This window comes from Streptomyces sp. TBY4 (genome assembly GCF_024213195.1).
In the GTDB taxonomy this organism is placed as follows: domain Bacteria; phylum Actinomycetota; class Actinomycetes; order Streptomycetales; family Streptomycetaceae; genus Streptomyces.
Window position 1 is genome coordinate 869,688 of sequence record NZ_JANAVF010000001.1, and the last position, 26,807, is coordinate 896,494.

The following is a 26,807-nucleotide window of genomic DNA, read 5'->3' on the forward strand; positions in this document are numbered from 1 at the left end:
CACGGCCGGCGGCCTACCAGCGGACCGGCAGGCGCTTGACGCCCCGGATGAGGGTGCCGGGGATCCACTCCCGGGGGCCCGCCTCCGGGTCCTCCGCCAGGCCGGGGAACCGTTCCAGCAGGGCCCGGATCGCGATGCGGCCCTCCATCCGGGCCAGCGGGGCGCCGAGGCAGAAGTGGATGCCGTGGCCGAAGGCCAGGTGGCTCTGGCCGGCCCGGCGGATGTCGAACGCCTCGGGGCCGGGCCGGCCGGGCTCCGCGAAGCGGGCCGGGTCGCGGTCGGCCCCCGCGAGGGAGACCAGCACGGGCGAGCCCGCCTCGATGAAGGTCCCGCCGATCTCCAGGTCGGCGCGGGCGAAGCGGTACGTGGCGCTCTCCACGGGGCCGTCCCAGCGGAGCATCTCCTCCACCGCGCCGTCGATCAGCCCGTCCGGGTCGGCGCGCAGGGCCGCCAGCTGGTCGGGGTGGGCCAGCAGGGCCCGCACCCCGTTGCCGAGCATGTTCACCGCGGTCTCGTGGCCGGCGAGCAGCAGCAGGAAGGCCATCCCGGTCAGCTCCTCCGGGGAGAGCCGGTCGCCGCCCTCGTCCCGGGCCCGGATCAGGCCGCTGAGCAGGTCCTGGCCGGGGCGTTCCCGGGTGGCCCCGATGAGCCCGGACAGGTAGCCGGACATGGCGCGCAGCGCGGCGGCCTCGGCCTCCTCGCCGGTCGGCGCCACGACCTCGGTGCACCACCGGCGGAAGGACTCGCGGTCGAGGTCGGGAACGCCGAGGAGCTCGCAGATCACGGTCATCGGCAGCGGCACGGCGAAGGAGCGGATCAGGTCGGCCCTGCGGTCCGGGGCTGCCTCCATGGCGTCCAGCAGCTCGTCGGTGATCTGCTGGACGCGGGGGCGCAGGGCCTCGACCCGGCGGGCGGTGAACTCGCCGGCCACCAGGCGGCGCAGCCGGGTGTGGTGGGGCGGGTCGGACCGGAGCATGTTGGTGCTCAGGCTGGTGGTCGTGGACCGGCCGGCGTAGAGGCCGGTGGTCTGCCAGTTCTTCAGGACATCGGGGTGGGCGAGGGCCTGGCGGGCCTCGTCGTGGCCGACGATCAGCCAGATCTCCTCCCCGTCCACCGTCTTCACCCGGTGGACGGGGCCGCTCTCGCGCAGCCGCGCGTAGTGCGGGAAGGGGTTCTCGTTGAAGTCGTCGGCGAGGCCGCTGATGTCCAGAACTGGCATGACGCTCAGCCTAGGGCGCCAACTACCGTACGTGCGGGGCCCTTTCGGACATTCGATCAGCCACTGGCGCGCCGCCCCCACGCGGTTCCGGCCAGCACCAGGGCCACGCCCGCGAAGCCGAGGGCCCCGAGCCGCTCACCGCCGAGGGCGATGCCCGCCGCGGCCGCCCACAGGGGTTCGGTGCCGAGCAGCAGGCTGACGCGGGAGGGCGAGGTGCGGCGGACCGCCCACATCTGCACGAAGAAGGCGAACAGGGTGCAGAAGACCGAGAGGAAGGCCAGCCCGGACCACTCGGCGGGGCCGAAGTCGGCGGCGGCCGCCCAGGGGCTCGCGCCGGTGCCGGGCAGCAGGGCCAGTACGGCGAACACGGCGACCGCGGCCCCGAGCTGGACGGTGGTCAGGGAGAGCGAATCGGCGTCCTGCACGGCCTTGATCCGGGCCATGAGCAGGACGTGCGCCGTCCGCGCGAGCGCGGCGCCGAGGATCAGGAGGTCGCCGAGGCTCGGGGTGGTGAAGCCCGCCCCCTGGGTGAGCAGCACGACTCCGCAGACGGAGACGGCCGCGGCGCCGAGGAAGGCGCGCGAGGGCGCCGTGCGCCGGACGGCGGACTCGGCGAGCGGGGTGAAGATCATGGTCAGGCTGATGATGAGCCCGGCGTTGGTGGCGGAGGTGTGGACGACCCCGTAGGTCTCCAGCAGGAAGATCCCGCCGAGTACGAGTCCCAGCACTCCGGCGCCGCGCAGCTGGGCGGGGGTGAGCGCGCGCAGCCGCCGCCGGCCGGCGACGGCGAGGACGGGCAGGACCAGCGCGAAGCGCAGGACGAGCACCGCGATCACGGTGTGCGTGGTGGTGACGCCCTTGGCGGCGAGGTAGCTGCCGCCCCAGACGACGGCGACGAGCAGCACCGGCAGGTCGGCGAGCCAGGCCCGGCGGGGGGCGGTGACGGGAGCGGGGGCGGCGATGGTGGACACCGGTTCTCCAACGGCAGAAGGCAGGTGGAGACTTCGGCGGCTCGCACGGGGGGCGAGGCCAAGCTACCCGAGCATGATCGGCCGGTCGAGCCCTTTGATCCCCGGGCGTCACCGCCCGCCACCTCCCGCTTTCCGTCTCCCGCCACTCACCTCTGACCTCCCGGTGTCAATCGAAGGTGCCGAACACCGCGCGCCCCTTCGGCCGGTAGGTGTGGACGGCCGTGCCGGCCGAGGTGGTGCGGGAGCCCGTCAGCTCGAAGGCCGTCGGCAGCCCGCCCGTCGGGAACAGCCGCCGTCCGCCGCCCAGGAAGACGGGGAAGACCAGCAGGTTCAGCTCGTCCACCAGGTCCCGTGCCAGCAGCCACTGCGCGAGCGCGCCGCTGCCGTGCACCTGCAGTTCCCCTTCGGTCGCGTCCTTGGCCCGTACGACCTCGCTCTGCAGCTGCTCCCCGTCGATCACGGTCGCGGGGCCCCAGGCCGGCTCCTTGAGCGTGGTCGAGGCCACGTACTTGGGCAGCCGGTTGAGCCTGCTCGCGACCGGGTCGGCGGGGTCGTCGTGCTGCGGCCAGTACGAGGCGAAGATCTCGTAGGTCCGGCGCCCGAGCAGGAAGGCCCCGGCGCGGTCGAAGACCTCGGTGACGAACTCCCCCATGCCCTCGTCGGCGAAGGGCACGAGCCACCCGCCGTACGCGAACCCGCCGCTGGGGTCCTCCTCCCGGCCGCCGGGGGCCTGCATCACACCGTCGAGGGTCAGGAAGGTGGTGAGGGTCAGCTTTCCCATGGCGCTGCGCTCCTTGGCTCGGGTACGTCCGATGTCACGGGTTCAGACTCCCGGGCCGCGCCGGACTCATCGGTCCGGCGCGCGCGAACGCGATGTCCGTTTCCTGCCAGCGGCGTTGCCCCCGGGGCGATTTCATTGAACTCGCAACCAAACGACGCGGGAGGAACACCATGAACGGCAGCGGCACAGTGGCCCTGGTGACGGGCGGCAGCAGGGGGATCGGCGCGGCGACCGCGCTGCGGCTGGCGCGGGACGGGGCCGACGTGGCCCTCACCTACGCCGAGGACGCGGAGGCGGCCCGGGCGGTCGTCGGGAAGATCGAGGCGCTCGGCCGGCGCGGCCTGGCCCTGCGCGCCGACTCGGGGGACGCGGAGCGGGCGGCCGGGGCGGTGGAGGAGGCGGTACGGGGCCTCGGCCGCCTCGACGTCCTGGTCAACAACGCCGGGATCGGCGTGCTCGGACCCCTGGAGGGGCTCACCGACGCGGAGGTGGACCGGGTCCTCTCGGTCAACGTCCGGGGCGTGTTCCTGGCCTCCCGGGCCGCGGCCGGCCGGATGGGCAGGGGCGGACGGATCATCACCATCGGCAGCTGCATGACCCAGCGGGTGGCGGACCCGGGCGGCACCCTGTACGCGATGAGCAAGACCGCGCTGACGGGCCTGACCAAAGCCCTCTCGCGGGAGCTCGGCGCGCGCGGGATCACCGCGAACCTGGTCCACCCCGGCCCGGTGGACACGGACATGAACCCGGCGGACGGCCCCCACGCCGCCGCGCAGTCGGCCGTGACGGCGCTGGGGCGCTTCGGCACCCCGGAGGAGGTGGCCGCCATGGTGTCCTTCCTCGCCGGCCCGGACTCCGCGTACGTCACGGGCGCGGAGTTCGCGGTGGACGGGGGGTACGCGGCGTAGGCCGCCGAAACAGCCGAAGGCCGTCACGGCAGCCAGCGGCCGTCCTTCATCAGGTCGCGTCCGGCGATCTCGTCGACCTCGCGCCAGGCCTGGATCCACACGGGCAGGACCCGGAAGTACGGATAGGGCGTCTTCAGAGCGCTCGGGTCGAAGCCGGAGTGCGCCGCGAAGGCCTCGATCTCGCCGGGCGCGAGCTCCGCCGCCTCCAGCCGGGTCACCGTGCCCTCGACGAGGACCACGTCGCGGGTCGCCCCGAAGGCCAGCCGCACGCGGCCGCTCGCCGCGAGGTTGCGTCCGGTGGGCAGGGTGCGTCCGGTCGACAGCAGGAAGCCCCTGCCGTCCCACCGGAACGAGAGCGGTACGAGGCAGGGGACTCCCCCGGCGTCCGCCGTGGCGACCCAGACGTCGACGTCGCTCTCGAACCGGGCCAGCGCGTCCTTGCGCCGCTGCTCCGTCGTACGTGGCGTGCTCTGCGCCATCGTGGCCCCCCTGGGTGTCCGCCGTAGCGGCAGGCTAGCGGGAACGCCGCAGGGGCGCACCGTCGAAACGGTGCGCCCCTGCGGGGTGTTCGCGCATGCCCCGGGGGTGTCGGCCCCCGGGGCGGTCACGAGGGTGGCGTCAGCCGCCCAGCTCCTGGTGACGGGCGGTGTGCGCGGCGGTGCCGGCCTCCGTCAGCGCGCCGAAGAGGCGCAGGCGGGAGAAGCCGCCGTCCGGGAAGATGTCGATGCGCACGTGCGTGCCGACCGCCGGGGCGTCCAGGACGAAGCGGTGGTTGGTGTCGGGCTGCAGGCGGGTGCGCGGCAGGAACTCGGTCCACTCGCCCTCCTCGCCCGTCTTGATGGACAGCGAGGCCCAGCCGGCCGAGTTGCCCTTGAGGTACGCGGTGTCGATCTCGACGGCGCGGATCTCGGACTCGGCGACGAGCTGGTAGCGGATCCAGTCGTTGCCGTTGTCACGGCGGCGGGCGGTCTCCCAGCCGTCGTCCATCTTGCGGGAGCGGCCCGGGTTGATGGTGTTGGTCGGCGGGGAGTAGAAGCGGTTGGAGGCGTCCTGGACGGAGCCGCCGTTCTCCAGGGCCACCACGTCGAAGGAGCCGAGCGCCGCGAGCCACTTGGGGTCGGGGACGACCTCGCCGTAGACGCGCAGGCGGGCGATGCCGCCGTCGGGGTGCTGGTTCACGCGCAGGTGCGTGAAGCGCTGCTCGGCGTCCACCTCGAAGCCGTTGGCCGCGTGGCCGCCGACGGGGGTGCGGGGGACGACGACCGTCCACTTGATGTCGTCGCCCTGGAGCTCCGCCGGGGTCGGCGCGAGGGCGCCCTCCCAGTTGGTGGCCTCTACGGAGACGGCCTGCGGCATGTTGCCGCGGAAGTGGGCGGTGTCGACGACGATGCCGCGGATGACGCCGGGGGCGCCCAGGCGCACCAGCGCCCAGTCGTGGTCCTCGGGGGTCGGCCAGGGCTGGGTGGCGGAGATGCCGCGGCGGCGGCGGGTCTCCCAGCCGTCCATGACCTTGCCCTTGTGACCGAAGTCCTCGGGGTCGAAGTGCGCGGCCTCGGAGATCAGCAGGTTCTCGCGCTGGGCGAAGAACTCGTCGTTCGCCTCGATGACACCGGCGCCGAGCTCACGGGCGGCGAGGTTCGCGTACTGGGTGAACGGGAAGTCCGCGCTGCGGTAGTCCGCGTACGGGTCGCCGCCTCCGTACGGGTTCGCGTTGCCGGTGAAGGATTCAATCGCCACTGTCAGTTCTGCCTTTCAAGGAGGAGGCCGGTGGGCTCGGACGGGGTGCCGTGGTCGGCGATCTGCGTGCCGCGCAGCCAGGTGGACTTCACGACGCCGTGCAGGGTCTTGCCCGCGTACGCCGTGACCTGGTTGCGGTGGTGCAGGTGGGCCGGGTCCACGGTGAAGGTCTCTTCGGGGGCCAGGACGGCGAAGTCGGCGTCGCGGCCGGCCTCGATCGCGCCCTTCTGCGCCAGACCGGCGAGGGCGGCCGGGGCGGAGGACATCCAGCGGACGACGTCCTCGAGGGTGCGGCCGCGCTTCTTCGCCTCGGTCCAGATCGCCGGGAGGCCCAGCTGGAGGGAGGAGATGCCGCCCCACGCGGTGGCGAAGTCGCCGGTCTTGAGGTCCGCGGTGGAGGGCGAGTGGTCGGAGACGATGCAGTCGATCGTGCCGTCGGCGAGCGCGTCCCACAGGACGTCCTGGTTGGCGGACTCGCGGATGGGCGGGCAGCACTTGAACTCGGTGGCGCCGTCCGGGACTTCCTCGGCCGTCAGGGTGAGGAAGTGCGGGCAGGACTCGACCGTGATCCGCACGCCCTCGGCCTTCGCGGCGGCGATCAGCGGCAGCGCGGAGGCGGAGGACAGGTGCAGGACGTGGACGCGGGCGTTGAGCCGCTTCGCCTGGTCGATCAGGTTCTGGATCGCGGTGTTCTCGGCGTCCTCCGGGCGGGAGGCCAGGAAGTCGGCGTACTTGGGGCCCGGGTTCTGCGGCGCGGACTCCAGGTGGTGCGGGTCCTCGGCGTGCACGATCAGCAGACCGCCGAAGCCGGTGATCTCGGCGAGCGAGGCGGCCAGCTGCTCCTGGTCGAGGAGGGGGAACTCGTCGACGCCGGAGGGCGACAGGAAGCACTTGAAGCCGAAGACGCCGGCGTCGTGCAGCGGGCGCAGGTCCTTGACGTTGTCGGGCAGTGCGCCGCCCCAGAAGCCGACGTCCACGTGCGCCTTGGCCCGGGCGACCTCCTGCTTGACCACCAGGTTGGCGGTCGTGGTGGTCGGCGGCAGGGAGTTCAGCGGCATGTCGAGGATGGTGGTGATGCCACCGGCCGCGGCGGCGCGGGTGGCCGTCCAGAAGCCTTCCCACTCGGTACGACCGGGGTCGTTCACGTGGACGTGGGTGTCGACCAGGCCGGGGAGGAGCACGTCGTCGCCGAAGTCCTCCAGCCGGGCCCCGGCCGGTACGTCGGCCTCGTACGGCAGCACGGCCGCGATCTTCCCGCCGGCGACGGCCACCGAAGCGGCGCGCGTCCCCTCGGGGGTGATGACGCGCGTCGAGCGCAGTACCAGTTCCACAGCCAGGTCGGACACCGGAACCTCCCCATCTACTTCCACAGAGCGAAATTCAACGTTCTGTTGACGGAGTCTTCACGTCGATCCGGAACCAGTCAAGAGCGCCCGGACGGACCACTGACGCCCGCGCACCGCAATTGGATGTTTCCACAGGATGGAATTAAGATTTCGCTATGCAGAATGTAGCTACCGCCACCGGGAACCGGACGGGCAACTTCCCGAGGACGTCCGCCACCAGGACAAACCGCCTCTGACCGGCGGGGACGGCATCGCCCCGGCTCTAGGGCCGACGCAGACCGACCGGTAGGCTGCTTGCTTGCCTGCCAGCACCGAAAGGACCGCGCCCGTGCCGACGTCCAGCGCCAGCACCACCGACGCCTCCACCAAGCCCACCGCCGCCAGCGGTGGCGTCCAGTCCCTCGAGCGCGCCTTCGATCTTCTCGAACGTATGGCCGATGCCGGGGGCGAAGTCGGCCTCAGCGAGCTCTCCGCCGCCAGCGGTCTGCCGCTGCCCACCATCCATCGCCTCATGCGCACCCTCGTGGCGTGCGGCTACGTCCGGCAGCAGCCCAACCGACGGTACTCCCTCGGACCCCGGCTGATCCGCCTCGGCGAGTCCGCGTCGCGTCTGCTGGGCACCTGGGCCCGCCCCTACCTGGCGCGCCTGGTGGAGGAGACCGGCGAGACCGCGAACATGGCCCTGCTCGACGGGGACGAGATCGTCTACGTCGCCCAGGTGCCGTCCAAGCACTCGATGCGCATGTTCACCGAGGTCGGCCGACGGGTGCTGCCGCACTCCACCGGCGTGGGCAAGGCGCTGCTCGCCTACACCCCCGCGGACGAGGTACGGGCCCTGCTCTCGCGCACCGGGATGCCGGCCGCGACCGAGAAGACCATCACCACGCCCGAGGGCTTCCTGGAGGCCCTGGAGCAGGTCCGCCGGGTGGGCTACGCGGTCGACGACAACGAGCAGGAAATAGGGGTCCGCTGCCTGGCGGTCTCCGTGCCGGACTCCCCGACCGCCGCCGCGATCTCCATCTCGGGCCCGGCCGGCCGGGTGACCGAAGCGGTCGCCGAGTCCTTCGTGCCGATCCTCCAGGGCGTCGCCGCCGAGCTGTCGGTGGCCCTGCAGAGCCAGAACCCGGCGTAGGCGAACCGCGCGAAAGGCCCCGGCCCCCCTCGGAGGGGGGCCGGGGCCTTTCGCGTACGCCCTACGGGGCCGGGACGGGCTCCGCGCCCTGAGTCAGACGGCCGTCCGTCATCAACGCGGTGGCGTCCATGCGCTCCAGGTGGGCGTGGTCGTGGGTGACCAGCACGGTGGCCGTGGAGCGCTCCCGGGTGAGGGTGACCAGCAGGTCCAGGACCGCGGCGCCGCGCTCGTGGTCCAGGGCGCTGGTGGGCTCGTCGACCAGGAGCACGGCGGGCTCGTTCATCAGGGCGCGGGCGATGTTGATCCGCTGGCGCTGCCCGCCGGAGAGCTGGTGCGGGCGCTTGTCGGCCTTGTCGGCCAGGCCCACCGCGTCCAGCAGCTCCAGGGCCCGCGCCCGTACGGCCCGCGCGGGGCGGCCGGAGAGGTGGGCCATGACCTGGAGCTGTTCGGCGGCCGTGAGCGAGGCCAGCAGGTTCGGCTGCTGGAAGACGATGCCGATCTTCTCCCGGCGCAGCGCCGACTTCTCGCCCGGGCCGAGCCGCGAGGTGTCCTCCCCCGCCACGACCACCCGGCCGCTGTCGGGGGTGACGAGGGTGGCGGCGACCGCCAGCAGGCTGGACTTCCCGGAACCGGAGGGGCCGACGACCGCCGTCAGCGTGCCGGCGGGCACCTCCAGGCCGACCGCGTCCAGCGCCGTGAGGCGGCCGTCGCCGTCCGGGTAGGTGAGCGTCACGTCGTGCACGAGCAGGGTCATCGGGCGCTCCCGAGAGCGGTCAGGGGGTCTACGGCGGTGATCCGCCGGATGGACAGGGCGGCGCCCAGCGCGCCGAGCGCGATCATGACGGCGGCCGGTACCAGCACGGTGGCGGCGTCGAGCACGAAGGGCACGTCCCCGCCGCTGATCAGGGCTCCGAACCCGGCCGCGAGCGCGGTGCCCGCGCCGGTGCCGAGCGCCAGCATCACCACGGCCTGCCCGAGGGCGTCCTTGAGGAGGTACGGGGTGGAGGCACCCAGTGCCTTCAGCACGGCGATGTCCCCGCTGCGCTGGATGGTCCACACCGTGAAGAAGGCTCCTATGACCAGGGCCGAGATGGCGAAGAGGAACCCGCGCATCAGCTGGAGCGAGCCGTTCTCCGAGGTGTAGGAGCCGATCGCGCTCAGCGCCTCGTCGACCGTCTGCGCCGTGGTTCCGGTGGCCTTGTCGCCGGCCGCCCAGTCGACGCCCTTGCCGTCCAGGGCCACGACGGTGGCGAGGGTGTCGATCGAGGTGCCGGGGTTCCCGACGCGCTGCCAGTCGTTGAGGTCCATCCAGACGACCGGGGTGTGGCTGTAGGCGGCGGTGCCGGAGACCGCGGCCACGGTCAGCTCCACCTGGCCGATCCTCAGCTTCGACCCGGCGGTCAGCCCGCCGAGCTCCTTGGCGGCCTTCTCCGTGAGGACCACCCGGCCCTGGGCGAGCCCGCTGCCCGCGGGCGCGAGGGGGCCCGCCGGGTCCACCCCGAAGACGGACACGCCCGCCGTGCGCTCACCCGAGACCACATTGGTGGTGCGGATGCCCAGCGGCTGCGCCGAGGTCACCCCGGGCTGCTCCCGCCAGGCCAGCCAGGCCTTCTCGGGGACCTGCGAGTTGGTGAAGGAGACCTTCTGGTCCCCGGCGGGCGCGGCGAACGCGAGGCGGCTGGTGGCGGGCAGGCCGGTGATGGCCGAGATGTTCTCCCGGGCCAGGCCCGCGGTGAGCCCGGACAGCAGGCCGACCAGCAGCGTGATCAGCAGTACGACCGAACCCATCAGGGCGAAGCGGCCCTTGGCGAACCGTAGATCTCTCCATGCGACGAACATGTTCCCCACCTTGGTCTTCCGCGTGGACACAAGGCATCGCGCCACAGTAGAGATCCTCGTATCGAAGGACGCACCAAGACATCAATCCTTTGGTTGACCGGAGCCCCCGGACCCGGACTTACGCTGGTCAGGCCATGACTCCCCTCCTCCCACCCCCCGCGCCCGGCGGCCCCGGCGTCCGGCCCCTCACCCCCGTCTCGCGCGTCCTGCGGCTGTGCCTGCACGCGCTGCTCTTCGGCCTGCTCGCCCTCGCCGCCGGGCGGGCCGTCGCCGACTCCGCGCCGCAGGCGGGCTGGGTGGTCGCGGCCTGCGCGCTGCTGGCCGCCGTGTACCTCGCGGGCGTACGGGCCCCCGCCGTGCACAGCTCCGCGCGTGCCGGGGCGGTGTGGCTGGCCGGACTGTGCGCCGCCTGGGCCGCGCTGCTGATGGTGTCCCCCGACGGGCTGTGGATCGCCTTCCCGCTGTACTTCCTGGAGCTGCACCTGCTGCGGCTGCGCTGGGGCGTGGCGGCCGTCGCGGCGACGGCCGCCGCGGCGATCGGCGGCTTCCTCGCGCACAGCAGCGCGGTGACCCCGGGGGCCTTCCTCGGACCGCTGCTGGGCGGCGCCGTGGCGGTGGCGACCGTACTGGGCTACCAGGCGCTGTACCGGGAGAGCGAGCGGCGCCGCGAGCTGATCGAGGAGCTCATCACGACCCGGGCCGAGCTGGCGGCCGCCGAGCGGAGCGCCGGGATCCTGGCGGAGCGGGAGCGGCTCGCCCGGGAGATCCACGACACCCTGGCGCAGGGCCTGTCCTCCATCCAGCTCCTCCTGCGGGCCGCCGAGCGGAGCCTGCCCGAGGACTCGGCGGCCCTCGCGCACATCGGCCGGGCCCGGGAGGCCGCCCAGGAGAACCTCGCCGAGGCACGGCGCTTCGTACGGGCCCTCACGCCTCCGGACCTGGAGCACGGGTCGCTGCCGGCCGCGCTGGAACGCCTCTGCACCGGGGCTCCGGGCCCCCGGGTCCGCTTCTCCCTGAGCGGCACCCCGCGCCCCCTCCCCACCCCCTACGAGGTGGCGCTGCTGCGGATCGCGCAGTCGGCGCTGGCCAATGTGGTGCGGCACGCGGGGGCCGGGCGCGCCGAGATCACCCTGACCTTCATGGACTCCTCGGTGACCCTGGACATCGTCGACGACGGCAAGGGCTTCGATCCCTGCGCGGCCCCCTCCGCCCCCTCCGGCGAGGGAGGCTTCGGACTGCCGGCGATGCGTTCGCGGGCCGAGTCCCTCAGCGGCCTGTTCACGGTCGAGTCCGCCCCGGGCCAGGGCACCGCCGTGGCCGTCACCCTTCCCCTGCCCGCGGAGGCCCTGTCATGACGATCCGGCTGCTCCTCGCCGACGACCACCCGGTGGTCCGGGCCGGGCTGCGCGCGGTGCTGGACACGGAGCCGGACTTCGAGGTGGTGGCGGAGGCGGCGACGGCGGAACGGGCCGTGGAGCTGGCCGGCTCCGCCGGGGTCGACGTGGTCCTGATGGACCTCCAGTTCGGCCCGGGCGGTGGCATGCACGGCTCGGCGGCCACGGCCCTGATCACGGCCGGGTCCCCGTCCCCGAGGGTGCTGGTCCTGACCACGTACGACACGGACGCGGACATCCTGGCGGCGGTGGAGGCGGGCGCCTCGGGCTACCTCCTCAAGGACGCCCCGCCGGAGGAGCTGGCGGCGGCGGTCCGCACCGCGGCGGCCGGCCAGTCCGCACTGGCCCCGGCGGTGGCCCTGCGCCTGATGGACCGCATGCGCACTCCGGCGGAGGCCCTGACCAAGCGCGAACTGGAGGTCCTCCAGCTGGTCGCGGACGGCCTGTCGAACCAGCAGATCTCCAAACAGCTCTTCCTGAGCCAGGCCACGGTCAAGTCCCACCTGGTCCACATCTACGCAAAACTCGGCGTCGACTCCCGCACCTCGGCGGTGGCCGCGGCCGCGACGCGGCGCTTGATCCGGACGCCGTAGATCCAGCCCCGCCAAATCCAGCCCCGCCGGCGTTTGAGGCGATCTTTGACGGGTCCGGGCAGCGCCCGGGGAACGGTGGAAGGGCGGGTAGGGGACTTCGCCCCGCAGGGCCCCCACCCGCACCAGCCGGGGCCCGGGGGGCCGGCCCCCGCTAGGCCACCCAGTACGGCCGGTCAACCGCCGAAGGCAGCGGCACGCCCCCGTGGAAGGCCTCCGCCAGCCTCCGTACGCCCTCGTCCAGCCGGTCCGCCGCCAGCGAGTACGGAATCCGCAGCCGGTGCTCGAAGGTCCCCGGGTCCACCCCGAACCGCGCGCCCCGCCCGATGTTGACCCCGGCCGCCGCCGCCCGGTCGGCCAGCGCGGAGCTGACCGGCTCCCCGAGGTCCACCCAGAGCGAGAGCCCGCCCGGCGGCACCTGCCAGGACCACTCCGGCGTGTGCCGCTCCAGCGAAGCGATCAGCGCAGCCCGCTGCCCGCGCAACCGCTCCAGCCGCGCCGGCAGGGTCCGCTCCAGCCCTTCCAGCAGCGGGAGCGCCACCAGCTGGTCGAGGACCGAGCCGGTCATGTCGGTCGCCACCCGTACCGCCGTCAGCTCCGTGATCATCTTGGCGGTGGCCCGGATCCAGCCGACCCGCAGCCCGCCCCAGTGGGTCTTGCTCAGCGAGCCGATCGTCACCACGTGATCGGCCCCGCCCTTCGGCGCGAGCGAGGCCAGCGGCGCGGGCGCCGGCACGTCGAGCGCGATGTCGGCGATGGTCTCGTCGACCACCAGCCAGGTCCCGGTCCGCCGGGTCGCCGCCAGCAGCCGCAGCCGCTGCTCCTCCGGCATCAGCGCACCCGTCGGGTTGTGGAAGTCGGGGATCACGAAGGCGAGCCTCGGCACGGTCTGGCGCAGCGCGGACTCGGCGATCTCCAGGTCCCAGCCCGCGTCGGAGACGGCGATCGACCCGGTGCGCAGCCGCGCGTGGCGCAGCGCGTCCAGGGCGTTGGCGTAGGTCGGGTTCTCGGTCATCACCCGGTCCCCGGGCCGGCACAGCAGGCTCACCACCAGGGCGAACGCCTGCTGCGCGCCCGCCGTGACGAGGATCTGCTCCGGGCGGGTCGCGAGTCCCCGCCGGGTGAACCGCTCGGCGACGGCGGTCCGCAGGTCGGGCAGCCCGAAGGGGTGGTAGCCGGGGGTGCGGGCGAGGGCCGGGAGCCGGGGCGCGGCCCAGGCCAGGGCGTCGGTGAGGCTGTCCTCGGGGGCGCCCATGGCGGCGATGGCGAGGTCGATGCCGGGGTCGCCGTCGGCGCTGTAACCGCCGGCGCCCACGAGGGCGTGCGCGCCGACCGGGCGGTGGCCTTCGGGGAGCTCGGTCCAGGTTCCGGAACCGCGGCGGCTGCGGACGTAGCCGCTCTCGCGCAGGAGGTCGTAGGCGCCGGTGACGGTGGCCCGGCTGGCGCCGACCGCTTCGGCGAGTTCCCGTTCGGCGGGCAGGCGCACGTGCAGGGCGATCCGGCCGTCGAGGATCAGGGTGCGGAGGGCGTCGGCCAGGGCCCGGTAGCCGGGGCGGGCCAGTACCTCCGCCGGGAGCAGGGCCGCGAGCTGGCGGCTGCCGATCGTCCTGTCCGCCGTCTGGACCACTCGCCCGTTTGCCATGCCAACCTCCCCCGATTGGCTCTGCCTGCCAGGCCAATCCAGGACCAGACTCGCTGCATTGGCCGCCGATTGGCAAGGAGATGCCGCAATGTTGACTGGGTTGACTGGGTCATCTGGATTGACCGACCGTGACGAACGGGACCTGCTCACCGCCGCCGAGAACCGGATCGCCGAGCCCCTGCGCGTGGGGGCCGCGCTGGCCGCCGTACTGGCCGCCGCGCGGCCCGCCGTACAGCGCCTCCTGCGGCGGGAGCGAGAATCGGTGACATGTCACCCCACAGCACCACACCAGCCGATCTCTCCGCTCCCCCGGTGATCGCCGGTCTGCTCCTCGCGGCCGGCGGCGGCCGCCGCCTGGGCGGCCGCCCGAAGGCCCTCCTGACGTACCGGGGCCGCCCGCTGGTGGAGAACGCCGTACGGGTCCTGCGCGAGGCCGGCTGCGGCCCGCTGCACGTGGTGCTCGGCGCCTCCGCGGCCGAGGTGCGCGAGCGCGCCGACCTGAGCGGTTGCGTGGTGACCGAGAACCCGGACTGGGCCGAGGGCATGGGCTCCTCCCTGCGCGTCGGTCTCGCCTCGCTGGCCGGTACGGGCGCCCGCGCGGCCCTGGTCTCCCTGGTGGACCAGCCGGGCATCGGACCGGAGGCGGTGGCCCGGGTCCGGGCCGCCTACCGCTCCCCGGCGAGCCTGGTGGCGGCGGCGTACGAGGGCGAGCGCGGGCACCCGGTGCTCTTCGGGGCGGACCGCTGGCCGGACATCGTGGCGACGGCCACGGGCGACAAGGGCGCGCGGGTGCACCTGTCGGCGCACGCGGACGAGCTCACGCTGGTCGAGTGCGGCGACATCGCGGAGGCCTTCGACATCGACACCCCTCCCGACCTGGCACGACTTGCCTGAGCGGGCTGTGACCGCGATGGCACTGAGGGCCACCGGGAAGCGGCCGTGAAGCGGAATCTGTCGACTCAGAGAATCTCGACATCAACAAACCATTGAACTTCCACCATGAGGAAATTACTATCCACTGGTCAGAAGCGCCCTGAACCCCCAGACGGCGCCCGCGACCGTATCCCGGAACTCTCCACACCCGACGGCACTGCGTGCCGTCCAGCGCGAGCATTCCCCGCGGCCGCCAGGCACCGCCGCTGAAGGAGTGACAGATATGTCCGCACCAGCGCCGTCGCTGGCCATCGTCGACGCCGAGCCCCTGCCCCGGCAGGACGAGGTCCTCACCGACGCGGCTCTCGCCTTCGTGGCCGAGCTCCACCGGCGGTTCGCCCCCCGCCGTGCCGAGCTCCTCGCCCGCCGCGCCGCGCGGCGCGCCGAGATCGCCCGCACCTCCACGCTCGACTTCCTCCCGGACACCGCACAGGTCCGCGAGGGCGACTGGAAGGTTGCGCCGGCCCCGGCCGCGCTGAACGACCGCCGTGTGGAGATCACCGGTCCGACGGACCGCAAGATGACCATCAACGCCCTGAACTCGGGCGCCAAGGTCTGGCTCGCCGACTTCGAGGACGCCTCGGCTCCCACCTGGGAGAACGTGGTCCTCGGCCAGCTCAACCTGATCGACGCCTACGAGCGCCGCATCGACTTCACCGACTCCCGCACGGGCAAGTCGTACGCCCTCAAGCCCGCCGAGGAGCTCGCGACCGTCGTGATGCGCCCCCGCGGCTGGCACCTGGAGGAGCGCCACCTGAGCTTCGAGGGCGGCCCGGCCTCCGGCTCGCTCGTCGACTTCGGCCTCTACTTCTTCCACAACGCCAAGCGTCTGATCGACCTCGGCAAGGGCCCGTACTTCTACCTCCCGAAGACGGAATCCCACCTGGAGGCGCGCCTCTGGAACGAGATCTTCGTCTTCGCCCAGGACTACGTCGGCATCCCGCAGGGCACCGTCCGCGCGACCGTCCTGATCGAGACGATCACGGCCGCGTACGAGATGGACGAGATCCTCTTCGAGCTGCGCGACCACGCGGCGGGCCTGAACGCCGGCCGCTGGGACTACCTCTTCTCCATCGTCAAGAACTTCCGTGACGGCGGCGAGAAGTTCGTCCTGCCGGACCGCAACGCGGTGACGATGACCGCCCCCTTCATGCGGGCGTACACCGAGCTCCTCGTCAAGACCTGCCACAAGCGCGGCGCGCACGCCATCGGCGGCATGGCGGCCTTCATCCCGTCCCGCAAGGACGCCGAGGTCAACAAGGTCGCCTTCGAGAAGGTCAAGGCCGACAAGGACCGCGAGGCCGGCGACGGCTTCGACGGCTCCTGGGTCGCCCACCCCGACCTGGTCCCGATCGCGATGGCCTCCTTCGACGCCGTCCTGGGCGAGAAGCCCAACCAGAAGGACCGCCTCCGCGAGGACGTCTCCGTCGCCGCCGGCGAGCTCATCGCGATCGACTCCCTCGACGCGAAGCCCACCTACGACGGCCTGCGCAACGCCGTCCAGGTCGGCATCCGCTACATCGAGGCCTGGCTCCGCGGCCTCGGCGCCGTCGGCATCTTCGGCCTGATGGAGGACGCGGCCACCGCCGAGATCTCCCGCTCGCAGATCTGGCAGTGGATCAACGCCGGCGTGGTCTTCGAGAACGGCAAGCTCGCCACCGCCGACCTCGCCCGCGAGGTCGCGGCCGCCGAACTCGCCGCGATCCGCGCCGAGGTCGGCGAGGAGGCCTTCACCTCCGGCAAGTGGCAGCAGGCCCACGACCTCCTCCTCCAGGTCTCCCTGGACGCGGACTACGCGGACTTCCTCACCCTCCCCGCGTACGACCAGCTCATCGGCTGACACCCCCTCTTCGGCTGAATCGCACAGCAGCCGAACACCTCACCTCCGCCCCCGCCGCCTCACCGCGCCGGGGGCGGAGGTGTTTTCGTCCGCACAGGGGCCTGAAATCGGTGTTGTGCGATTCGATCTTTGGCTAGCCTTGTCGGGCGCTCGTTCCCCTTCCTCGCGAAGGGTGTGGGAGACGCGGTTCTTCGGATGACTTGGTTCCCCGGCTGGGGACTTCCTTGCCACTTCCGACTCCTCCAGGAGATGCGCGCATGGAGCCCGTCAAGTACACGTCCCCCCGTCGCACCTGGCCGCGTGACCTCGCCCTCAGCATCGCTGGTGGGCTGGCCACGGAGCTGGTGCTCTGGGCGGGCCGGATCGCAGCGTCCCTCACCGGACTCCGGTGAGGCAGGCGGCGGGCCCTCGCGGCCCGCCGCCCCACCTCGCCCGCGCGGTGTCAGAACCCGAAGAGATCCGGCTGGATCCCCTGCCCCGGGGGCTGCTTCCTCCCCCTGCGCGCATCGTGCGCCCTGAGGGAGCGCCGCAGTTGCTCCTCCGGGGTGAGGGACGCCCAGGCGGGGCGCAGCCCCTGGTCGTCGACGGGACCCACCAGTGTCCTCAGGTACTCCTGCGTGGGCCCGTCGGTCGAATGGATCACCGTCGCCCGGCTCGCCCGGGTCAGGAGCACGTGATAGGCGTTGCGGACGCACCTCGCGAACTCATCGGCATCCGCCGGCAGCCCGGGGTCCATCGATCCGGGCTTGAGGGGCTTGCGTTCCCCCGTCTCCTCGTCGGCACCGGACGTCTTCCCCTTCCGGAACACCCAGCCCCCCTCCCGCCAGACCATGTCGTCACCCATGATGACGCCGCACCAGTCCCACTCCAGGCCCTGCGCGGTGTACACGCAGCCGACCTGGCCGATGCCCTCCCGCTTCACGCCCCAGAGCTTGGCCGGAGGCTCACCGTCCGTGTGCCGGGAGAAGGGGCCCTTGGCGTTCCACGGCCGGTGCCAGTCGCCGATCCGTACGTCACGGTGCAGCACGCGGGTCTCCGGATGGGGCTCGCTCCACGGCCAGCAGAAGCCGGCCACCATGCGGGCGGTGGCGCCGTCCTGCTCTTCCATGCGCACGATGCGCTCGAGCTGCTCGGCACTCTCGGCCACCTCGACGTGCATCAGGCCGTCCGGCGCCCACTCCCCCGGCTTCCTGCCGGAGATCCCGAGAAGGTCCAGCACCCAGGCACGGTAGGTGTCGCTGCCACCGCAGCGGAATTCCGTGTGCAGATCATAGATCTGTGCCGTGACACCGTTCCGCTCGGCCGCCTCGCAGATCAGCGCGCTCGATCCCACTTCGTTCTTGCGCAGCGACTGATCGTCGTCGAGGAGGAAAACGGTCACCTGGGCCGCTTGGATCAGCTCGTCGACCTGCGGCTGCTTCCCACGCTTCTCGGCCGCCCAGAACTGAAGTGTGGACTCTGCCCGCAGCCGGTGCGCCTCGTCGCAGATCAACAGGTCGAGAGGCGGCACCGGCGGCTCGACGAAGTTCATGAAGTAGGCGAGCTGCTCCTGCACGAGGAGGTCGTCCCGGGCGATGAACTCCCTGAGCGAGGCATCGAAGGCCCTGGATCCGGTGGCATAGCGGGTCCGCAGGCCGAGGTCGGTGAAATGCCTCAGCAACTGCAGCCCGATGGCGCTCTTCCCCGTTCCGGCGCCACCTCTGACGAGGAACACCGCCCGCTCCGAGGTGCCCGCGGAGCCGTTGCGGAACCGGCTCACGGCCCGTTTCACGTCCCGCCACACGGTCTTCTGCATGCCCCGGAGCGTGAAGGCCGTGTCGGCACCGTCCGAAAGCGCCACGGCTTCCAGCAGAGGCGCGTTGCGCAGCCCCAGCCTCGTGAGCAGCCGTTCCGCGGCGGAGGTACCGCTCTCCCGCCGGAACCTGCCGTCGAGTTCCTCCAGCAGGTCCTGCCGCGTGTCGGCCGTGAAGTACAGGGCGTGCGCACCCCTCCTGGTGCCGGCGTCGAGGAGCGGCTCGATCGATGCGTCGGTCGCGTTGTGGAGGTAGCTGAGGCCCGCGTAGGCGATGCCGGGCTGCCGGCCGTCCCCGTTGAAGTAGTCCATGACACGCCGGACTTGTGTGCTCGGATGGTGCTTCGGCTTGCTGAATCCGGAGACGTCCACCTTCTCGGGGTCGTCCGTCCGGCCGACGGAACTCCACCGCTTGAGTTCCACGACGAGCAGGGAATCGTCCCCCGTCTCGGGGTGTGTTCCCACCAGGATCACATCGGCGGCGCCGTCGACCCCGTCGGGCTGACACTCGACGAACATGTGAACCTCGCCGTGGCCCGCCTCGACCAGCTCGTGGGCGAGCAGGACCAGACTTTCCCTCCAGGCCGCCTTCTCCCCTTTCGACGCCTCGGTCCGCCTGAACTCAACCCACCGCGCTTCCAAGTGCGGCAGCAACCTGCCCCGGTGGTGAAGACCGAGCAGGTTCCGAGCCGAAAGCTGCAGCAAGAGCACGAATAGCCCCCCAGAGCACGAGATTTCCCGTGCGGTGGGGGCATGTCCGGTTCGGAAGCCCGTCGGTCCGCGATGACCTGGTGATCATAGGTCGGCATTCCCTGCCCCGATCCCACCGCCCTTGGGTGAGTGATCAACCACCGCGATAGGCTTTGCCTCGACATCCATGCGGCCCGCCGGGCTTCCGCTCCGCGCCCTCGGAGTTCCGAAGGACATGCCCCCACCCGCACGACTACTTCGTGCTGCCTGGGGGCTTCCTTGCTGTTCCGCGATTCCGCCGCCGCGGTGGCCGCCGAGATCCTCGCCAGTTCGCTGTATTTCCGGCTGACCGAGCAGTTCGTCCACGTGCACGGGCACAAGCCCAGCGCCGGTGAGGCCAGGTCATGGGAGCGCAGCATCCCGGTCGTGGCCAACGCGCTCAATGACGCCGGGCTCGGTCAGGTCGAAATGCTGATCGAGTACGGTCTGCCGCTGACGAGCAAGCGGGCCGATGTCGTACTCGCGGGACGGCATCCACGAACCGGAGAGCCTTCCTACGTGGTCGTCGAGCTGAAACAGTGGAGTCAGGCATCACCGGACGACGATGACCCGATGCTGTGCCGTATCGACGCCTACCCTCGGGCCAAGCTCAATCCCATCGAGCAGGTGCGCCGCTATTGCAGGTATCTCGCCGACTTCAACGGCGCACTTTCCGGCCATGCGGACCGACTGCACGGAGTCGCTTACCTCCACAACGCCACGGAGTTCGGCGTGGCCGGACTCGGGGAAGTCGGCGAGGACCGGTTCGGCCGGTTCTTCACCGCCGACCGGCGCGGAGCCTTTCTCGACTACCTGCGAACCCGGCTGGCCCCCGAATCCGGAGCGGCCGCGGCCGATGAACTCCTCGCCGGGAAGACCCGCCCCTCCCTGCAGCTGATGTCCGTGGCGGCCGAGGAAGTGCGGGAACGCGAGATGTTCGTCCTGCTGGACGAGCAGCAGGTCGCGTACCGCACCGTGATCGGCGCGGTGGAGCGCGCGAAGCAGTCGGACCACAAGGAGGTCGTGGTCGTCACGGGAGGTCCTGGTACCGGGAAGAGCGTGATCGCGCTCTCCCTGCTCGGGGAGATGTACCGACGGGGCGTGCCCACCCTGCACGCCACCGGGTCCGCGTCCTTCACCAAGACCATGCGCAAGGTGGCGGGCTCACGCAAACGCGAGGTCCAGGAGCTGTTCAAGTACTTCAACAGCTTCATGACGGCCGAGCGGAACAGCCTCGACGTCCTCATCTGCGACGAGGCTCACCGGATCCGGGAGACCTCGGCCAACCGCTACACACGCGCCGAGCACCGCACGGACAAGCCGCAGGTGGCGGAGCTGATCGACGTGGCCCGTGTCCCCGTCTTCCTGCTCGACGAACACCAGGTGGTGCGTCCGGGCGAGATGGGCACCGTCGACGACATCCGGGCGGCGGCATCCGCCAAGGGCCTGGAGTGCCGCGTCGTACCACTCGACAGCCAGTTCCGCTGCGGCGGCAGCGACGCCTACCTGAACTGGGTGGTCCGCCTGCTCGGCCTCGAGCCCGGCGGGCCCGTCGGCTGGGAACCCGACGGAAAGATGCGTCTGATGATGGCGGAGAGCCCTCAGGAGATGGAGGACTTCCTGCTGGCCCGGCTCACCGACGGATACCAGGCACGGATCTCTGCCGGCTACTGCTGGAAGTGGACGACGAAGACGGTGCCCGGCCACCCCCTGCCCACCGATGTGGTCATCGGCGACTGGGCCCGGCCCTGGAACGTATACGGCGACCGCTCCGTCGACGGAGCACCTCCCGCCTCGCTGTGGGCGAACGATCCCGCAGGGTTCGGCCAGGTCGGCTGCGTCTACACCGCCCAGGGCTTCGAGTACGACTGGAGCGGCGTCATCCTCGGTCCGGACCTCGTCTGGCGGGAGGACCGCTGGATCACCGACCGCACGGCGTCCAAGGACCCGGTCTTCAAGAAGGCGACCAGCGACGCCGACGTGGACCGGCTCATCCGGAACACGTACAAGGTGCTGCTCACCCGGGGCATGGTAGGGACGGTCGTCTACTCGACCGATCCCGAGACCCGTGACCGGCTGCGCGAACTGGTCGGATCCCAGCTGACCTCCATGAGCGTCTAGCACCGCGCGCGACCCCCCGCCCCCGGCGTCCACCCGACGCCGGGGGCGTTCTCGTTCCCGACTACCGAACGCCCGGTCGGGCGTTACATCATCGTAATCTCCCGCTACCTAGCGGTAACAACGCGCGGGGTGGCACCTTTCCGATTGCCACCGGCCGGAGGTAACCCCCACTTACCCCGCCATGCGCCGGAGTTGTTCCCGGTTCGCGCATGGCCGACCGCAGGAGTTCCGCAGTGATCGGAATGCGCAGCCACAGCATGGACCGGGCCCGTCGGGTGCGACGACTGGCCGGGATCGGGACGGCGGCCGTGCTCGGCGCCGGGGCGCTGGTCGCCGGAGGGGCCGGGACGGCCGTGGCCGGGCCGGGCAGCGGGCCCACGGCCGTGGTGTCCCTCGGCGACAGCTACATCTCCGGGGAGGCCGGGCGCTGGAAGGGCAACAGCCTGACCAACACCGGGAACCGCACCGGCAGCGACCGGGCCTGGGTCAGCGGCAGCAGCTACGACCCCGGCAAGGTCTACGGGGCCACCGCCGGCGGATGCCACCGGTCGGACTCCGCCGAGGTGAAGAGCGCCGGGCCCCTCGCCGATGTCGCGATCAACCTGGCCTGCTCCGGGGCGGTCGCGCAGAACGTGTTCCGCGCCTCCAACGGAGGCGTCGCCTTCAAGGGCGAGGCCCCGCAGGCCGATCAGCTCGCCGCCGTGGCCGCGAGCCACGACGTCAAGGTCATCGCGCTGTCCATCGGCGGCAACGACCTCGGCTTCGCCGACATCATCAAGGAGTGCGCGTACGACTTCGTGCTCTGGAACTCCTACTGCTACGACGACCAGCAGGCGGGCGTGGACCAGAAGATCGACGGGGTCATGGCCGGCGTCGGCAAGTCCGTGGACGAGGTGCGGGCCGTCATGCGCGGCGCCGGGTACGCCGACTCCTCGTACCGGATCGTGCTGCAGTCCTACCCGTCGCCGATCCCGCGCGGCGCGGAGAACCGGTACACCCAGAGCGACTGGAGCCGGCTCAACACCGGCGGGTGCCCCTTCTGGAACAGGGACTCCGACTGGGCGCGGGACTCGCTCGTGCCGCAGATCGCCGGGCGGCTGAAGGCGGTGGCCGCGGCCAAGGGCGTGCAGTTCCTGGACCTGAAGGACATGATGCAGGGGCGCGAGGTCTGCGCGAAGGCGAGCAAGCAGGTGACCACCGCGGCGCCGGCCTCGGCGAAGACGAGCGAGTGGGCGCGCTGGATCGACAGCAGCGAGACGCAGGGGCTGGTCCAGGAGTCCATGCACCCGAACTACTTCGGGCAGCTCGCGGCCGGGCGCTGCCTGGCCCTGGCCGTCGCCCAGCCGGCGGGCAGCGGGTTCGGCTGCAAGAACACCGCGGGCGCCGACCAGAACGGGATGTACCTCACCCCGGCGCCGTAATCCGGGTGAGCTCGCGCGGTGCCGGCTGGCATCCTTCCCTCATGCCAGCCAGTACCGCGTCCTCCTCCCGGCCCGACCGCCCCGCACGCTCCGCACGATCCGCACGCCCCGACCGTCCCAGTCTCTACATCTCCGTCGACATCGAGGCCGACGGGCCCATCCCCGGGCCGTACTCGATGATCAGCTTCGGGGCCGCCGTGGCGGGGCGGCAGGACGGCGCTTCGTATACGGCCGCCGATCCGGAACGCAGCACCTTCTACCGGGAGTTGCGCCCGATCAGCGAGGCGTACGTACCGGAGGCGCTCGCCGTCAGCGGGCTGGACCGCAAGCGGCTGCTCCGTGAGGGCGCCGAACCGGGCGCCGCCATGGCGGAGTTCCGCGCGTGGGTCCGGAAGGTCTCGGCCGGGGCGCAGCCGGTGATGTGCGCCTACCCCGCCTCCTTCGACTGGACCTTCCTGTACTGGTACTTGATGAGCTTCGGCGGCGACAGCCCCTTCGGGCACTCGGGTTGCCTGGACATGAAGACCCTCTACGCGGCCAAGGCCCGGGTCCCGCTCCGGGCCGCCGTCAAGGGGCGGATGCCGCGGGAACTGCTCTCACGGCGACCGCACACCCATCACGCGCTGGACGACGCGATCGAGCAGGCCGAGCTGATGAGCAACCTGATGCTGTGGGAACCGACGTCCGCACCGGCCGTCCCGTCCCCCCTGGTCACGCACCTTTCCTGGGGCCGCATGGAGGTGGAGGGGCTCCCGCCCGCGAAGGACTTCGTGCTGTACCCCGGTGGCGGCCGCGGCCGGGACTGGGGCGAGCACGGCACCCGGCACGAGCCGGGCATCCAGCCCGCCGACGTACGGGAACTCCTCGACCGGGGCTGCACGGTGGCCGTCCTCAGCCGCGGGATGGAACTGCGGCTCCAGACCATGCCGGAGGCCCTGCGGCTGCTCCGGGACGCCGGGGTGGAGGTCCACGTGGAGGAGACGACGGCCGCGGTCGCGCTGTACAACCGGCTGGCCGCGACCGAGCGCGTCGGCGGGCTGTTCCACTCGACCTGCTGAGCGGCGGAAGAGGAGGAGCGCCCCCGGCTCGGAGCCCGCTCCCTCAGTCCGCCAGCTCCGGCAGGAGTTCGCTCAGCGGGGTGCGGGCGCCCGAGGCGTAGGCGGCGCGGAAGGCCTGCGGGGTGAGGCGGGTGCGGACCGCGTGTTCGGCGCGGGGGGCCGAGGCCGCGCGCGGGCGGGTCCGGGAGACCGCGCCGAGGAGGCGGGCGGCCTCGGCGAAGCGGCCCTGGTCCGCCTCCAGTTCGGCGAGGAGTTCCACCGAGAAGGCCTGCCCGAGCGTGTCGTCCAGCGCGAACTGGGTCCGCAGCGCGCGCAGCAGTTCCGTGCGGGCCAGGCCCGGGCGGCCCTCGTGGCGCTGGACCAGGGCGTGGGCGTAGCTCACCCAGGAGCGGGCCCACTGGTCGGCCGGGCCCCGGGGCGGGCCGTCCTCGACCGGGACCGAGGCCGGGTCGGTGTGCGCGACCGCCAGGGTGTGCGCGGCCCGCAGCGCCTCGCGTCCGGGTCCGAACTCCGGCTCGGCCGGCAGCAGTTCCAGTCCGTCACGGTACTCCGCCGCGGCGTCCTCGTACCGGTCCTCCCACAGTGCGATCGTCCCGCGCAGGTGCGCGAGGTAGGCGAGGCAGGCGTCCTCCCCCTCGTGCACGGCCTCGGTCCACGCCTCCACCAGCAGGGGGTCGGCGCTGTCCGCCTCCCCGAAGGCGGCGACCAGCCACGCCGCGAGCCACAGCGCCCGGGCCGGCCGGGGCGCGGGGTGCACGGCCAGGGCCCGTTCCACGTGCCGGCGCCCCTCCGCGGCCATCCCGCACGCGGACCACAGGAACCACAGGGACACCGCGATCTCCAGGGCCGCGCCGGGCCCTCCGGCGGCGAGCGGGTTCATCGCGGTGCGCAGATCGGGGAGTTCGCGCAGGGCGAGGGCGCGCGCCTCCCGCTGCGCGCCCGCGCGCCACAGCTGCGCGGCCCGCTCCGCCACCACCCGGCAGCGCTCGCGGTGGCGCCGGGCCGTCGTGGCGCCGTCCCCGGCGGGTCCGTGCGCGAGCCGCCGGGCCGCGTACGCCCGTACGGACAGCGGCAGCCGGTAGCGGCCCGGGCCGGCGTCCGCGAGGAGGCCGGGGGCCAGCCGGAGCAGGGCCTCGACGGCGGTGTCGGGGGTGAGCGCGCCGAAGCCGCACACCTCGGCGACGGCCGCCCGGTCGAAGGAGCCTGCGAAGACGGACAGCCGCTCCCAGAGCAGCCGTTCGGCGGGCGAGGCGAGGCGCAGCGAGCGTTCGGCGTCGACCCGCGTGCTGCGTCCGGCGCCTCCGGCGAGGAAGCCCAGCGGGTCGGAGCCGAGTCTGCGGAGCGCCTGCGCGGGCGCGTACTGGTGCGAGCGCCCTGCCGCGAGCTCCAGTGCGCCGGGGATCCCGTCGAGCGCCCGGACCAGCGCGGCCACGGCGCCCGCGTTGCGGTCGGTCAGCTCGAAGAAGGGGTCCGCGCCCCGCGCCCGCTCCTCGAAGAGCCGTACGGCCGCGTAGCCGGCGACGTCGGCCACCGGGAACCGCCGGGCGGGGTCGGGCACTGCGTGCCCCGGCACGACCGACGGCGGCGGGGGCAGCGGCTGCACGGAGGGCGCGGTCGGCACCGACAGCGGCGGTACGGGGAGCACCACCTCCCCGGCGATCCGCAGCCGGCGCTGCGAGGTGGCCAGAATCCGTAGCCCCGGAAGCCGCAGCAGCCCGGCCGCGAGCCCCGCACCGGCCTCCCCCAGCTGTTCGCAGCCGTCGAGGACGAGCAGGGCCTCACGCCCGGCGAGGCGGTCTGTGAGCTCCGCTCCGAGGCGGTCCCAGCACCGCTCGGGCAGGGCAGCGAGGTCCGCCCAGACGATGTCGAGGCCCTCCCCGGCGCCCAGGGTGCGGACGGTGCGCACCGCGAGCCGGGTCTTGCCGATGCCGGCCGGTCCGGTGAGCGTGACCAGGCGTTGCGTGGCGAGCAGCGAGGCGAGGGCGGTGAGCTCCCGCTCCCGCCCGATGAAGCTCGACAGTTCGGCGGGCACCGCCTGCCGCACGCCCGAGCCGGCCTCCCCCACACATCCTCCTGCGGTGTCCGAAAGGTGCGCACCGTGATGTGGTCAACAGTTGAACGCACAAAGAGAGATGATCGGCTCATAATCCCGTTGTTCCGTCACCGACCGGGAGAACCACCAAGGGGAGGGTATGAACTCGGCCATTTCCGCCATCGACGACACGGACCGGGCACTCGTCCACGCACTCCAGCTGGCACCGCGCGCCAGCTGGGAGCTGCTGGGGCCGGTCCTCGGCGCGCGCCCGGACACCCTGGCACGCCGCTGGGAGCGGCTCACCCGGGCCGGCGAGGCGTGGATGAGCGGACTCGGGCTGCGCACCGGCGCCACGATGCCCTGCATGGCGTGGGTGGAGATCACGTGCACCGCGGGCACCTCGCCTTCGGTGGGGGACGTACTCGTGGCGGATCCGCACGCCCTGGGGGTCGAGCACACGACCGGGAGCCGGGACCTGCTCGTCTTCGTGGCCGTACCCGACCTGCCGACGCTGTACTCCTACCTGTCCTGCCGGGTGCAGCGGATCCCGGGCGTGGTCGGCACCCGCACCTCGATGGTGACGGCCGTGCACTACGCCCCCGACCGGTGGCGCCTGGACCAGCTGACCCCGGGCCAGATCACCCTGCTGACCAGGCGGACCCGGCGGCCGGCGGCTTCCACCGCCCCGGACCGGTCTGCGGTGGCTCCGCTCCAGCCGGAGGACCGGCCGCTGGTCCTGGCCCTGGCCTCGGACGCGCGGCGCACCGTGGCCTCGCTGGCCCGGGAGTTCGGGATGAGCGAGTCGACCGTACGGCGCCGCCTGGCGCGGCTGGAGAACGGGCAGAGCCTGCGCTACAGCTGCGCGCTGACCTCCGGGCTGTCGGGGTGGCCGGTGTCGGCGACGCTGTGGGCGGAGGCCTCCGAATTCGAGCTCGCCGACTGCGCGGCGGTCGCCGCGGGGCTGCGCGAGACCCGTGTCTGCATGTCCGTCAGCGGCCCCTGGAACTTCATGATCGGTGCCCGGCTGCGCACGGTGGAGGACCTCTCCCGCTACACGGCGGAGCTCACCCGACGGCTGCCGGGCCTGCGCATCACGGACTCGGCGGTGGCCCTTCAGGTGCGCAAGTCGGAGGCCCAGGAACTGGACCGCCGCGGCCACCGCGTGCGCACCGTCACCCCGGACATCTGGTCGAACCCGGTCCCGGCCCAATCCAGCCCCGCCGGCTTTTGAGGCGCGGGGTCCGGGGCGGAGCCCCGGGGACCTCGGACGGAGCCGGCCCGCCACGTCACCCACGGAGCCCAGGACGCGTACGGCGGTG

At 72.5% G+C, this 26,807-nt stretch carries 23 protein-coding genes; 11 read left to right on the forward strand and 12 right to left on the reverse strand.

Annotated features, from left to right (window positions below):
* Nucleotides 1–13: 13 nt before the first annotated feature.
* The 3 genes from NLX94_RS04060 to NLX94_RS04070 form a co-directional block, all read right to left on the reverse strand.
* Entirely contained in the window at nt 14–1,219 is a 1,206-nt protein-coding gene (locus NLX94_RS04060) for a cytochrome P450 (RefSeq protein WP_254381147.1), read from the reverse strand.
* A 56-nt stretch (nt 1,220–1,275) separates the two neighbouring features.
* The gene (locus NLX94_RS04065) at nt 1,276–2,190 is read right to left on the reverse strand and encodes a DMT family transporter (RefSeq protein ID WP_254381148.1); all 915 of its coding nucleotides are present in this window, start codon (nt 2,188–2,190) and stop codon (nt 1,276–1,278) included.
* Between the two features lie 166 nt (nt 2,191–2,356).
* Nucleotides 2,357–2,971 (reverse strand): dihydrofolate reductase family protein, encoded by a 615-nt coding sequence (locus NLX94_RS04070; RefSeq protein ID WP_254381149.1) that lies wholly within the window; start codon nt 2,969–2,971, stop codon nt 2,357–2,359.
* 170 nt (nt 2,972–3,141) lie between these two features.
* On the opposite strand from NLX94_RS04070, the gene NLX94_RS04075 reads away from it, so the two are divergent.
* Nucleotides 3,142–3,879 (forward strand): 3-oxoacyl-ACP reductase family protein, encoded by a 738-nt coding sequence (locus tag NLX94_RS04075; protein ID WP_254381150.1) that lies wholly within the window; start codon nt 3,142–3,144, stop codon nt 3,877–3,879.
* Between the two features lie 23 nt (nt 3,880–3,902).
* Here the strand turns inward: NLX94_RS04075 and NLX94_RS04080 are convergent, their stop codons facing one another.
* The 3 genes from NLX94_RS04080 to allB form a co-directional block, all read right to left on the reverse strand.
* Nucleotides 3,903–4,358, reverse strand: a complete 456-nt coding sequence (locus NLX94_RS04080; RefSeq protein ID WP_254381151.1) for a pyridoxamine 5'-phosphate oxidase family protein — start codon at nt 4,356–4,358, stop codon at nt 3,903–3,905.
* Nucleotides 4,359–4,497: 139 nt separating this feature from the next.
* On the reverse strand, nt 4,498–5,616 hold the full coding sequence (gene alc, locus NLX94_RS04085) for an allantoicase (RefSeq protein ID WP_254381152.1): 1,119 nt from the start codon (nt 5,614–5,616) through the stop codon (nt 4,498–4,500).
* Between the two features lie 2 nt (nt 5,617–5,618).
* Nucleotides 5,619–6,953, reverse strand: a complete 1,335-nt coding sequence (allB, locus tag NLX94_RS04090) for an allantoinase AllB (protein ID WP_302168795.1) — start codon at nt 6,951–6,953, stop codon at nt 5,619–5,621.
* A gap of 337 nt (nt 6,954–7,290) precedes the next feature.
* Here allB and NLX94_RS04095 point away from each other — a divergent pair, with 337 nt between their 5' ends.
* Nucleotides 7,291–8,094, forward strand: a complete 804-nt coding sequence (locus NLX94_RS04095) for an IclR family transcriptional regulator (protein WP_254381154.1) — start codon at nt 7,291–7,293, stop codon at nt 8,092–8,094.
* Nucleotides 8,095–8,155: 61 nt separating this feature from the next.
* Here the strand turns inward: NLX94_RS04095 and NLX94_RS04100 are convergent, their stop codons facing one another.
* Both NLX94_RS04100 and NLX94_RS04105 read right to left on the reverse strand, forming a co-directional pair.
* The gene (locus tag NLX94_RS04100; protein WP_254381155.1) at nt 8,156–8,848 is read right to left on the reverse strand and encodes an ABC transporter ATP-binding protein; all 693 of its coding nucleotides are present in this window, start codon (nt 8,846–8,848) and stop codon (nt 8,156–8,158) included.
* A complete protein-coding gene (locus tag NLX94_RS04105) occupies nt 8,845–9,933 on the reverse strand; it encodes an ABC transporter permease (protein ID WP_254381156.1) in 1,089 nt (362 codons plus the stop codon). Before NLX94_RS04105 ends, NLX94_RS04100 begins: the two co-directional genes overlap by 4 nt.
* Nucleotides 9,934–10,067: 134 nt before the next feature.
* On the opposite strand from NLX94_RS04105, the gene NLX94_RS04110 reads away from it, so the two are divergent.
* Both NLX94_RS04110 and NLX94_RS04115 read left to right on the forward strand, forming a co-directional pair.
* The gene (locus tag NLX94_RS04110) at nt 10,068–11,288 is read left to right on the forward strand and encodes a sensor histidine kinase (RefSeq protein WP_254381157.1); all 1,221 of its coding nucleotides are present in this window, start codon (nt 10,068–10,070) and stop codon (nt 11,286–11,288) included.
* Complete coding sequence (locus tag NLX94_RS04115) at nt 11,285–11,920, forward strand: response regulator transcription factor (RefSeq protein ID WP_254381158.1); 636 nt, start codon at nt 11,285–11,287, stop codon at nt 11,918–11,920. The genes NLX94_RS04110 and NLX94_RS04115 overlap by 4 nt, the downstream gene beginning before the upstream one ends.
* A 151-nt stretch (nt 11,921–12,071) precedes the next feature.
* On the opposite strand, the gene NLX94_RS04120 is transcribed toward NLX94_RS04115, so the two are convergent.
* Both NLX94_RS04120 and NLX94_RS04125 read right to left on the reverse strand, forming a co-directional pair.
* Nucleotides 12,072–13,559, reverse strand: coding sequence for a PLP-dependent aminotransferase family protein (locus tag NLX94_RS04120; RefSeq protein WP_254381159.1), 1,488 nt, complete (start codon nt 13,557–13,559; stop codon nt 12,072–12,074).
* A 109-nt stretch (nt 13,560–13,668) separates the two neighbouring features.
* Nucleotides 13,669–13,833 (reverse strand): hypothetical protein, encoded by a 165-nt coding sequence (locus tag NLX94_RS04125; protein ID WP_254381160.1) that lies wholly within the window; start codon nt 13,831–13,833, stop codon nt 13,669–13,671.
* On the opposite strand from NLX94_RS04125, the gene NLX94_RS04130 reads away from it, so the two are divergent.
* The 3 genes from NLX94_RS04130 to NLX94_RS38795 all read left to right on the forward strand — a co-directional run bounded on the left by NLX94_RS04130 (nt 13,827) and on the right by NLX94_RS38795 (nt 16,724).
* Entirely contained in the window at nt 13,827–14,453 is a 627-nt protein-coding gene (locus NLX94_RS04130; RefSeq protein ID WP_254381161.1) for an NTP transferase domain-containing protein, read from the forward strand. The genes NLX94_RS04125 and NLX94_RS04130 overlap by 7 nt on opposite strands.
* A 262-nt stretch (nt 14,454–14,715) precedes the next feature.
* Entirely contained in the window at nt 14,716–16,332 is a 1,617-nt protein-coding gene (aceB, locus tag NLX94_RS04135) for a malate synthase A (RefSeq protein WP_254381162.1), read from the forward strand.
* A 257-nt stretch (nt 16,333–16,589) separates the two neighbouring features.
* Nucleotides 16,590–16,724, forward strand: a complete 135-nt coding sequence (locus NLX94_RS38795) for a hypothetical protein (protein WP_302168651.1) — start codon at nt 16,590–16,592, stop codon at nt 16,722–16,724.
* A 50-nt stretch (nt 16,725–16,774) separates the two neighbouring features.
* On the opposite strand, the gene NLX94_RS04140 is transcribed toward NLX94_RS38795, so the two are convergent.
* Nucleotides 16,775–18,643: a DUF2075 domain-containing protein gene (locus NLX94_RS04140; protein WP_254381163.1), complete on the reverse strand. Its 1,869-nt coding sequence runs from the start codon at nt 18,641–18,643 to the stop codon at nt 16,775–16,777.
* Nucleotides 18,644–19,093: 450 nt separating this feature from the next.
* On the opposite strand from NLX94_RS04140, the gene NLX94_RS04145 reads away from it, so the two are divergent.
* From NLX94_RS04145 to NLX94_RS39265, 3 genes are all read left to right on the forward strand, one after another.
* Nucleotides 19,094–20,974 (forward strand): DUF2075 domain-containing protein, encoded by a 1,881-nt coding sequence (locus NLX94_RS04145; RefSeq protein WP_254381164.1) that lies wholly within the window; start codon nt 19,094–19,096, stop codon nt 20,972–20,974.
* A gap of 242 nt (nt 20,975–21,216) precedes the next feature.
* Nucleotides 21,217–22,395, forward strand: a complete 1,179-nt coding sequence (locus tag NLX94_RS04150; protein WP_254381234.1) for a GDSL-type esterase/lipase family protein — start codon at nt 21,217–21,219, stop codon at nt 22,393–22,395.
* 41 nt (nt 22,396–22,436) lie between these two features.
* Entirely contained in the window at nt 22,437–23,453 is a 1,017-nt protein-coding gene (locus tag NLX94_RS39265) for an MTH938/NDUFAF3 family protein (RefSeq protein WP_308402365.1), read from the forward strand.
* A 43-nt stretch (nt 23,454–23,496) separates the two neighbouring features.
* Here the strand turns inward: NLX94_RS39265 and NLX94_RS04165 are convergent, their stop codons facing one another.
* A complete protein-coding gene (locus NLX94_RS04165) occupies nt 23,497–25,518 on the reverse strand; it encodes a hypothetical protein (RefSeq protein WP_254381165.1) in 2,022 nt (673 codons plus the stop codon).
* A 127-nt stretch (nt 25,519–25,645) separates the two neighbouring features.
* On the opposite strand from NLX94_RS04165, the gene NLX94_RS04170 reads away from it, so the two are divergent.
* A complete protein-coding gene (locus NLX94_RS04170) occupies nt 25,646–26,719 on the forward strand; it encodes an Lrp/AsnC family transcriptional regulator (protein WP_254381166.1) in 1,074 nt (357 codons plus the stop codon).
* The last annotated feature ends 88 nt before the right edge of the window (nt 26,720–26,807 follow it).

What these genes read in the sequence shown, in the direction of transcription:
- NLX94_RS04060 (WP_254381147.1), bottom strand. Translation starts at nt 1,219, where the DNA reads ATGCCAGTTCTGGACATCAGCGGCCTCGCCGACGACTTCAACGAGAAC.
- NLX94_RS04070 (WP_254381149.1), bottom strand. Translation starts at nt 2,971, where the DNA reads ATGGGAAAGCTGACCCTCACCACCTTCCTGACCCTCGACGGTGTGATG.
- NLX94_RS04075 (WP_254381150.1), top strand. Translation starts at nt 3,142, where the DNA reads ATGAACGGCAGCGGCACAGTGGCCCTGGTGACGGGCGGCAGCAGGGGG.
- NLX94_RS04080 (WP_254381151.1), bottom strand. Translation starts at nt 4,358, where the DNA reads ATGGCGCAGAGCACGCCACGTACGACGGAGCAGCGGCGCAAGGACGCG.
- NLX94_RS04100 (WP_254381155.1), bottom strand. Translation starts at nt 8,848, where the DNA reads ATGACCCTGCTCGTGCACGACGTGACGCTCACCTACCCGGACGGCGAC.
- NLX94_RS04105 (WP_254381156.1), bottom strand. Translation starts at nt 9,933, where the DNA reads ATGTTCGTCGCATGGAGAGATCTACGGTTCGCCAAGGGCCGCTTCGCC.
- NLX94_RS04110 (WP_254381157.1), top strand. Translation starts at nt 10,068, where the DNA reads ATGACTCCCCTCCTCCCACCCCCCGCGCCCGGCGGCCCCGGCGTCCGG.
- NLX94_RS04115 (WP_254381158.1), top strand. Translation starts at nt 11,285, where the DNA reads ATGACGATCCGGCTGCTCCTCGCCGACGACCACCCGGTGGTCCGGGCC.
- NLX94_RS04120 (WP_254381159.1), bottom strand. Translation starts at nt 13,559, where the DNA reads ATGGCAAACGGGCGAGTGGTCCAGACGGCGGACAGGACGATCGGCAGC.
- NLX94_RS04130 (WP_254381161.1), top strand. Translation starts at nt 13,827, where the DNA reads ATGTCACCCCACAGCACCACACCAGCCGATCTCTCCGCTCCCCCGGTG.
- aceB (WP_254381162.1), top strand. Translation starts at nt 14,716, where the DNA reads ATGTCCGCACCAGCGCCGTCGCTGGCCATCGTCGACGCCGAGCCCCTG.
- NLX94_RS38795 (WP_302168651.1), top strand. Translation starts at nt 16,590, where the DNA reads ATGGAGCCCGTCAAGTACACGTCCCCCCGTCGCACCTGGCCGCGTGAC.
- NLX94_RS04140 (WP_254381163.1), bottom strand. Translation starts at nt 18,643, where the DNA reads ATGTTCGTCGAGTGTCAGCCCGACGGGGTCGACGGCGCCGCCGATGTG.
- NLX94_RS04150 (WP_254381234.1), top strand. Translation starts at nt 21,217, where the DNA reads ATGCGCAGCCACAGCATGGACCGGGCCCGTCGGGTGCGACGACTGGCC.
- NLX94_RS39265 (WP_308402365.1), top strand. Translation starts at nt 22,437, where the DNA reads ATGCCAGCCAGTACCGCGTCCTCCTCCCGGCCCGACCGCCCCGCACGC.
- NLX94_RS04170 (WP_254381166.1), top strand. Translation starts at nt 25,646, where the DNA reads ATGAACTCGGCCATTTCCGCCATCGACGACACGGACCGGGCACTCGTC.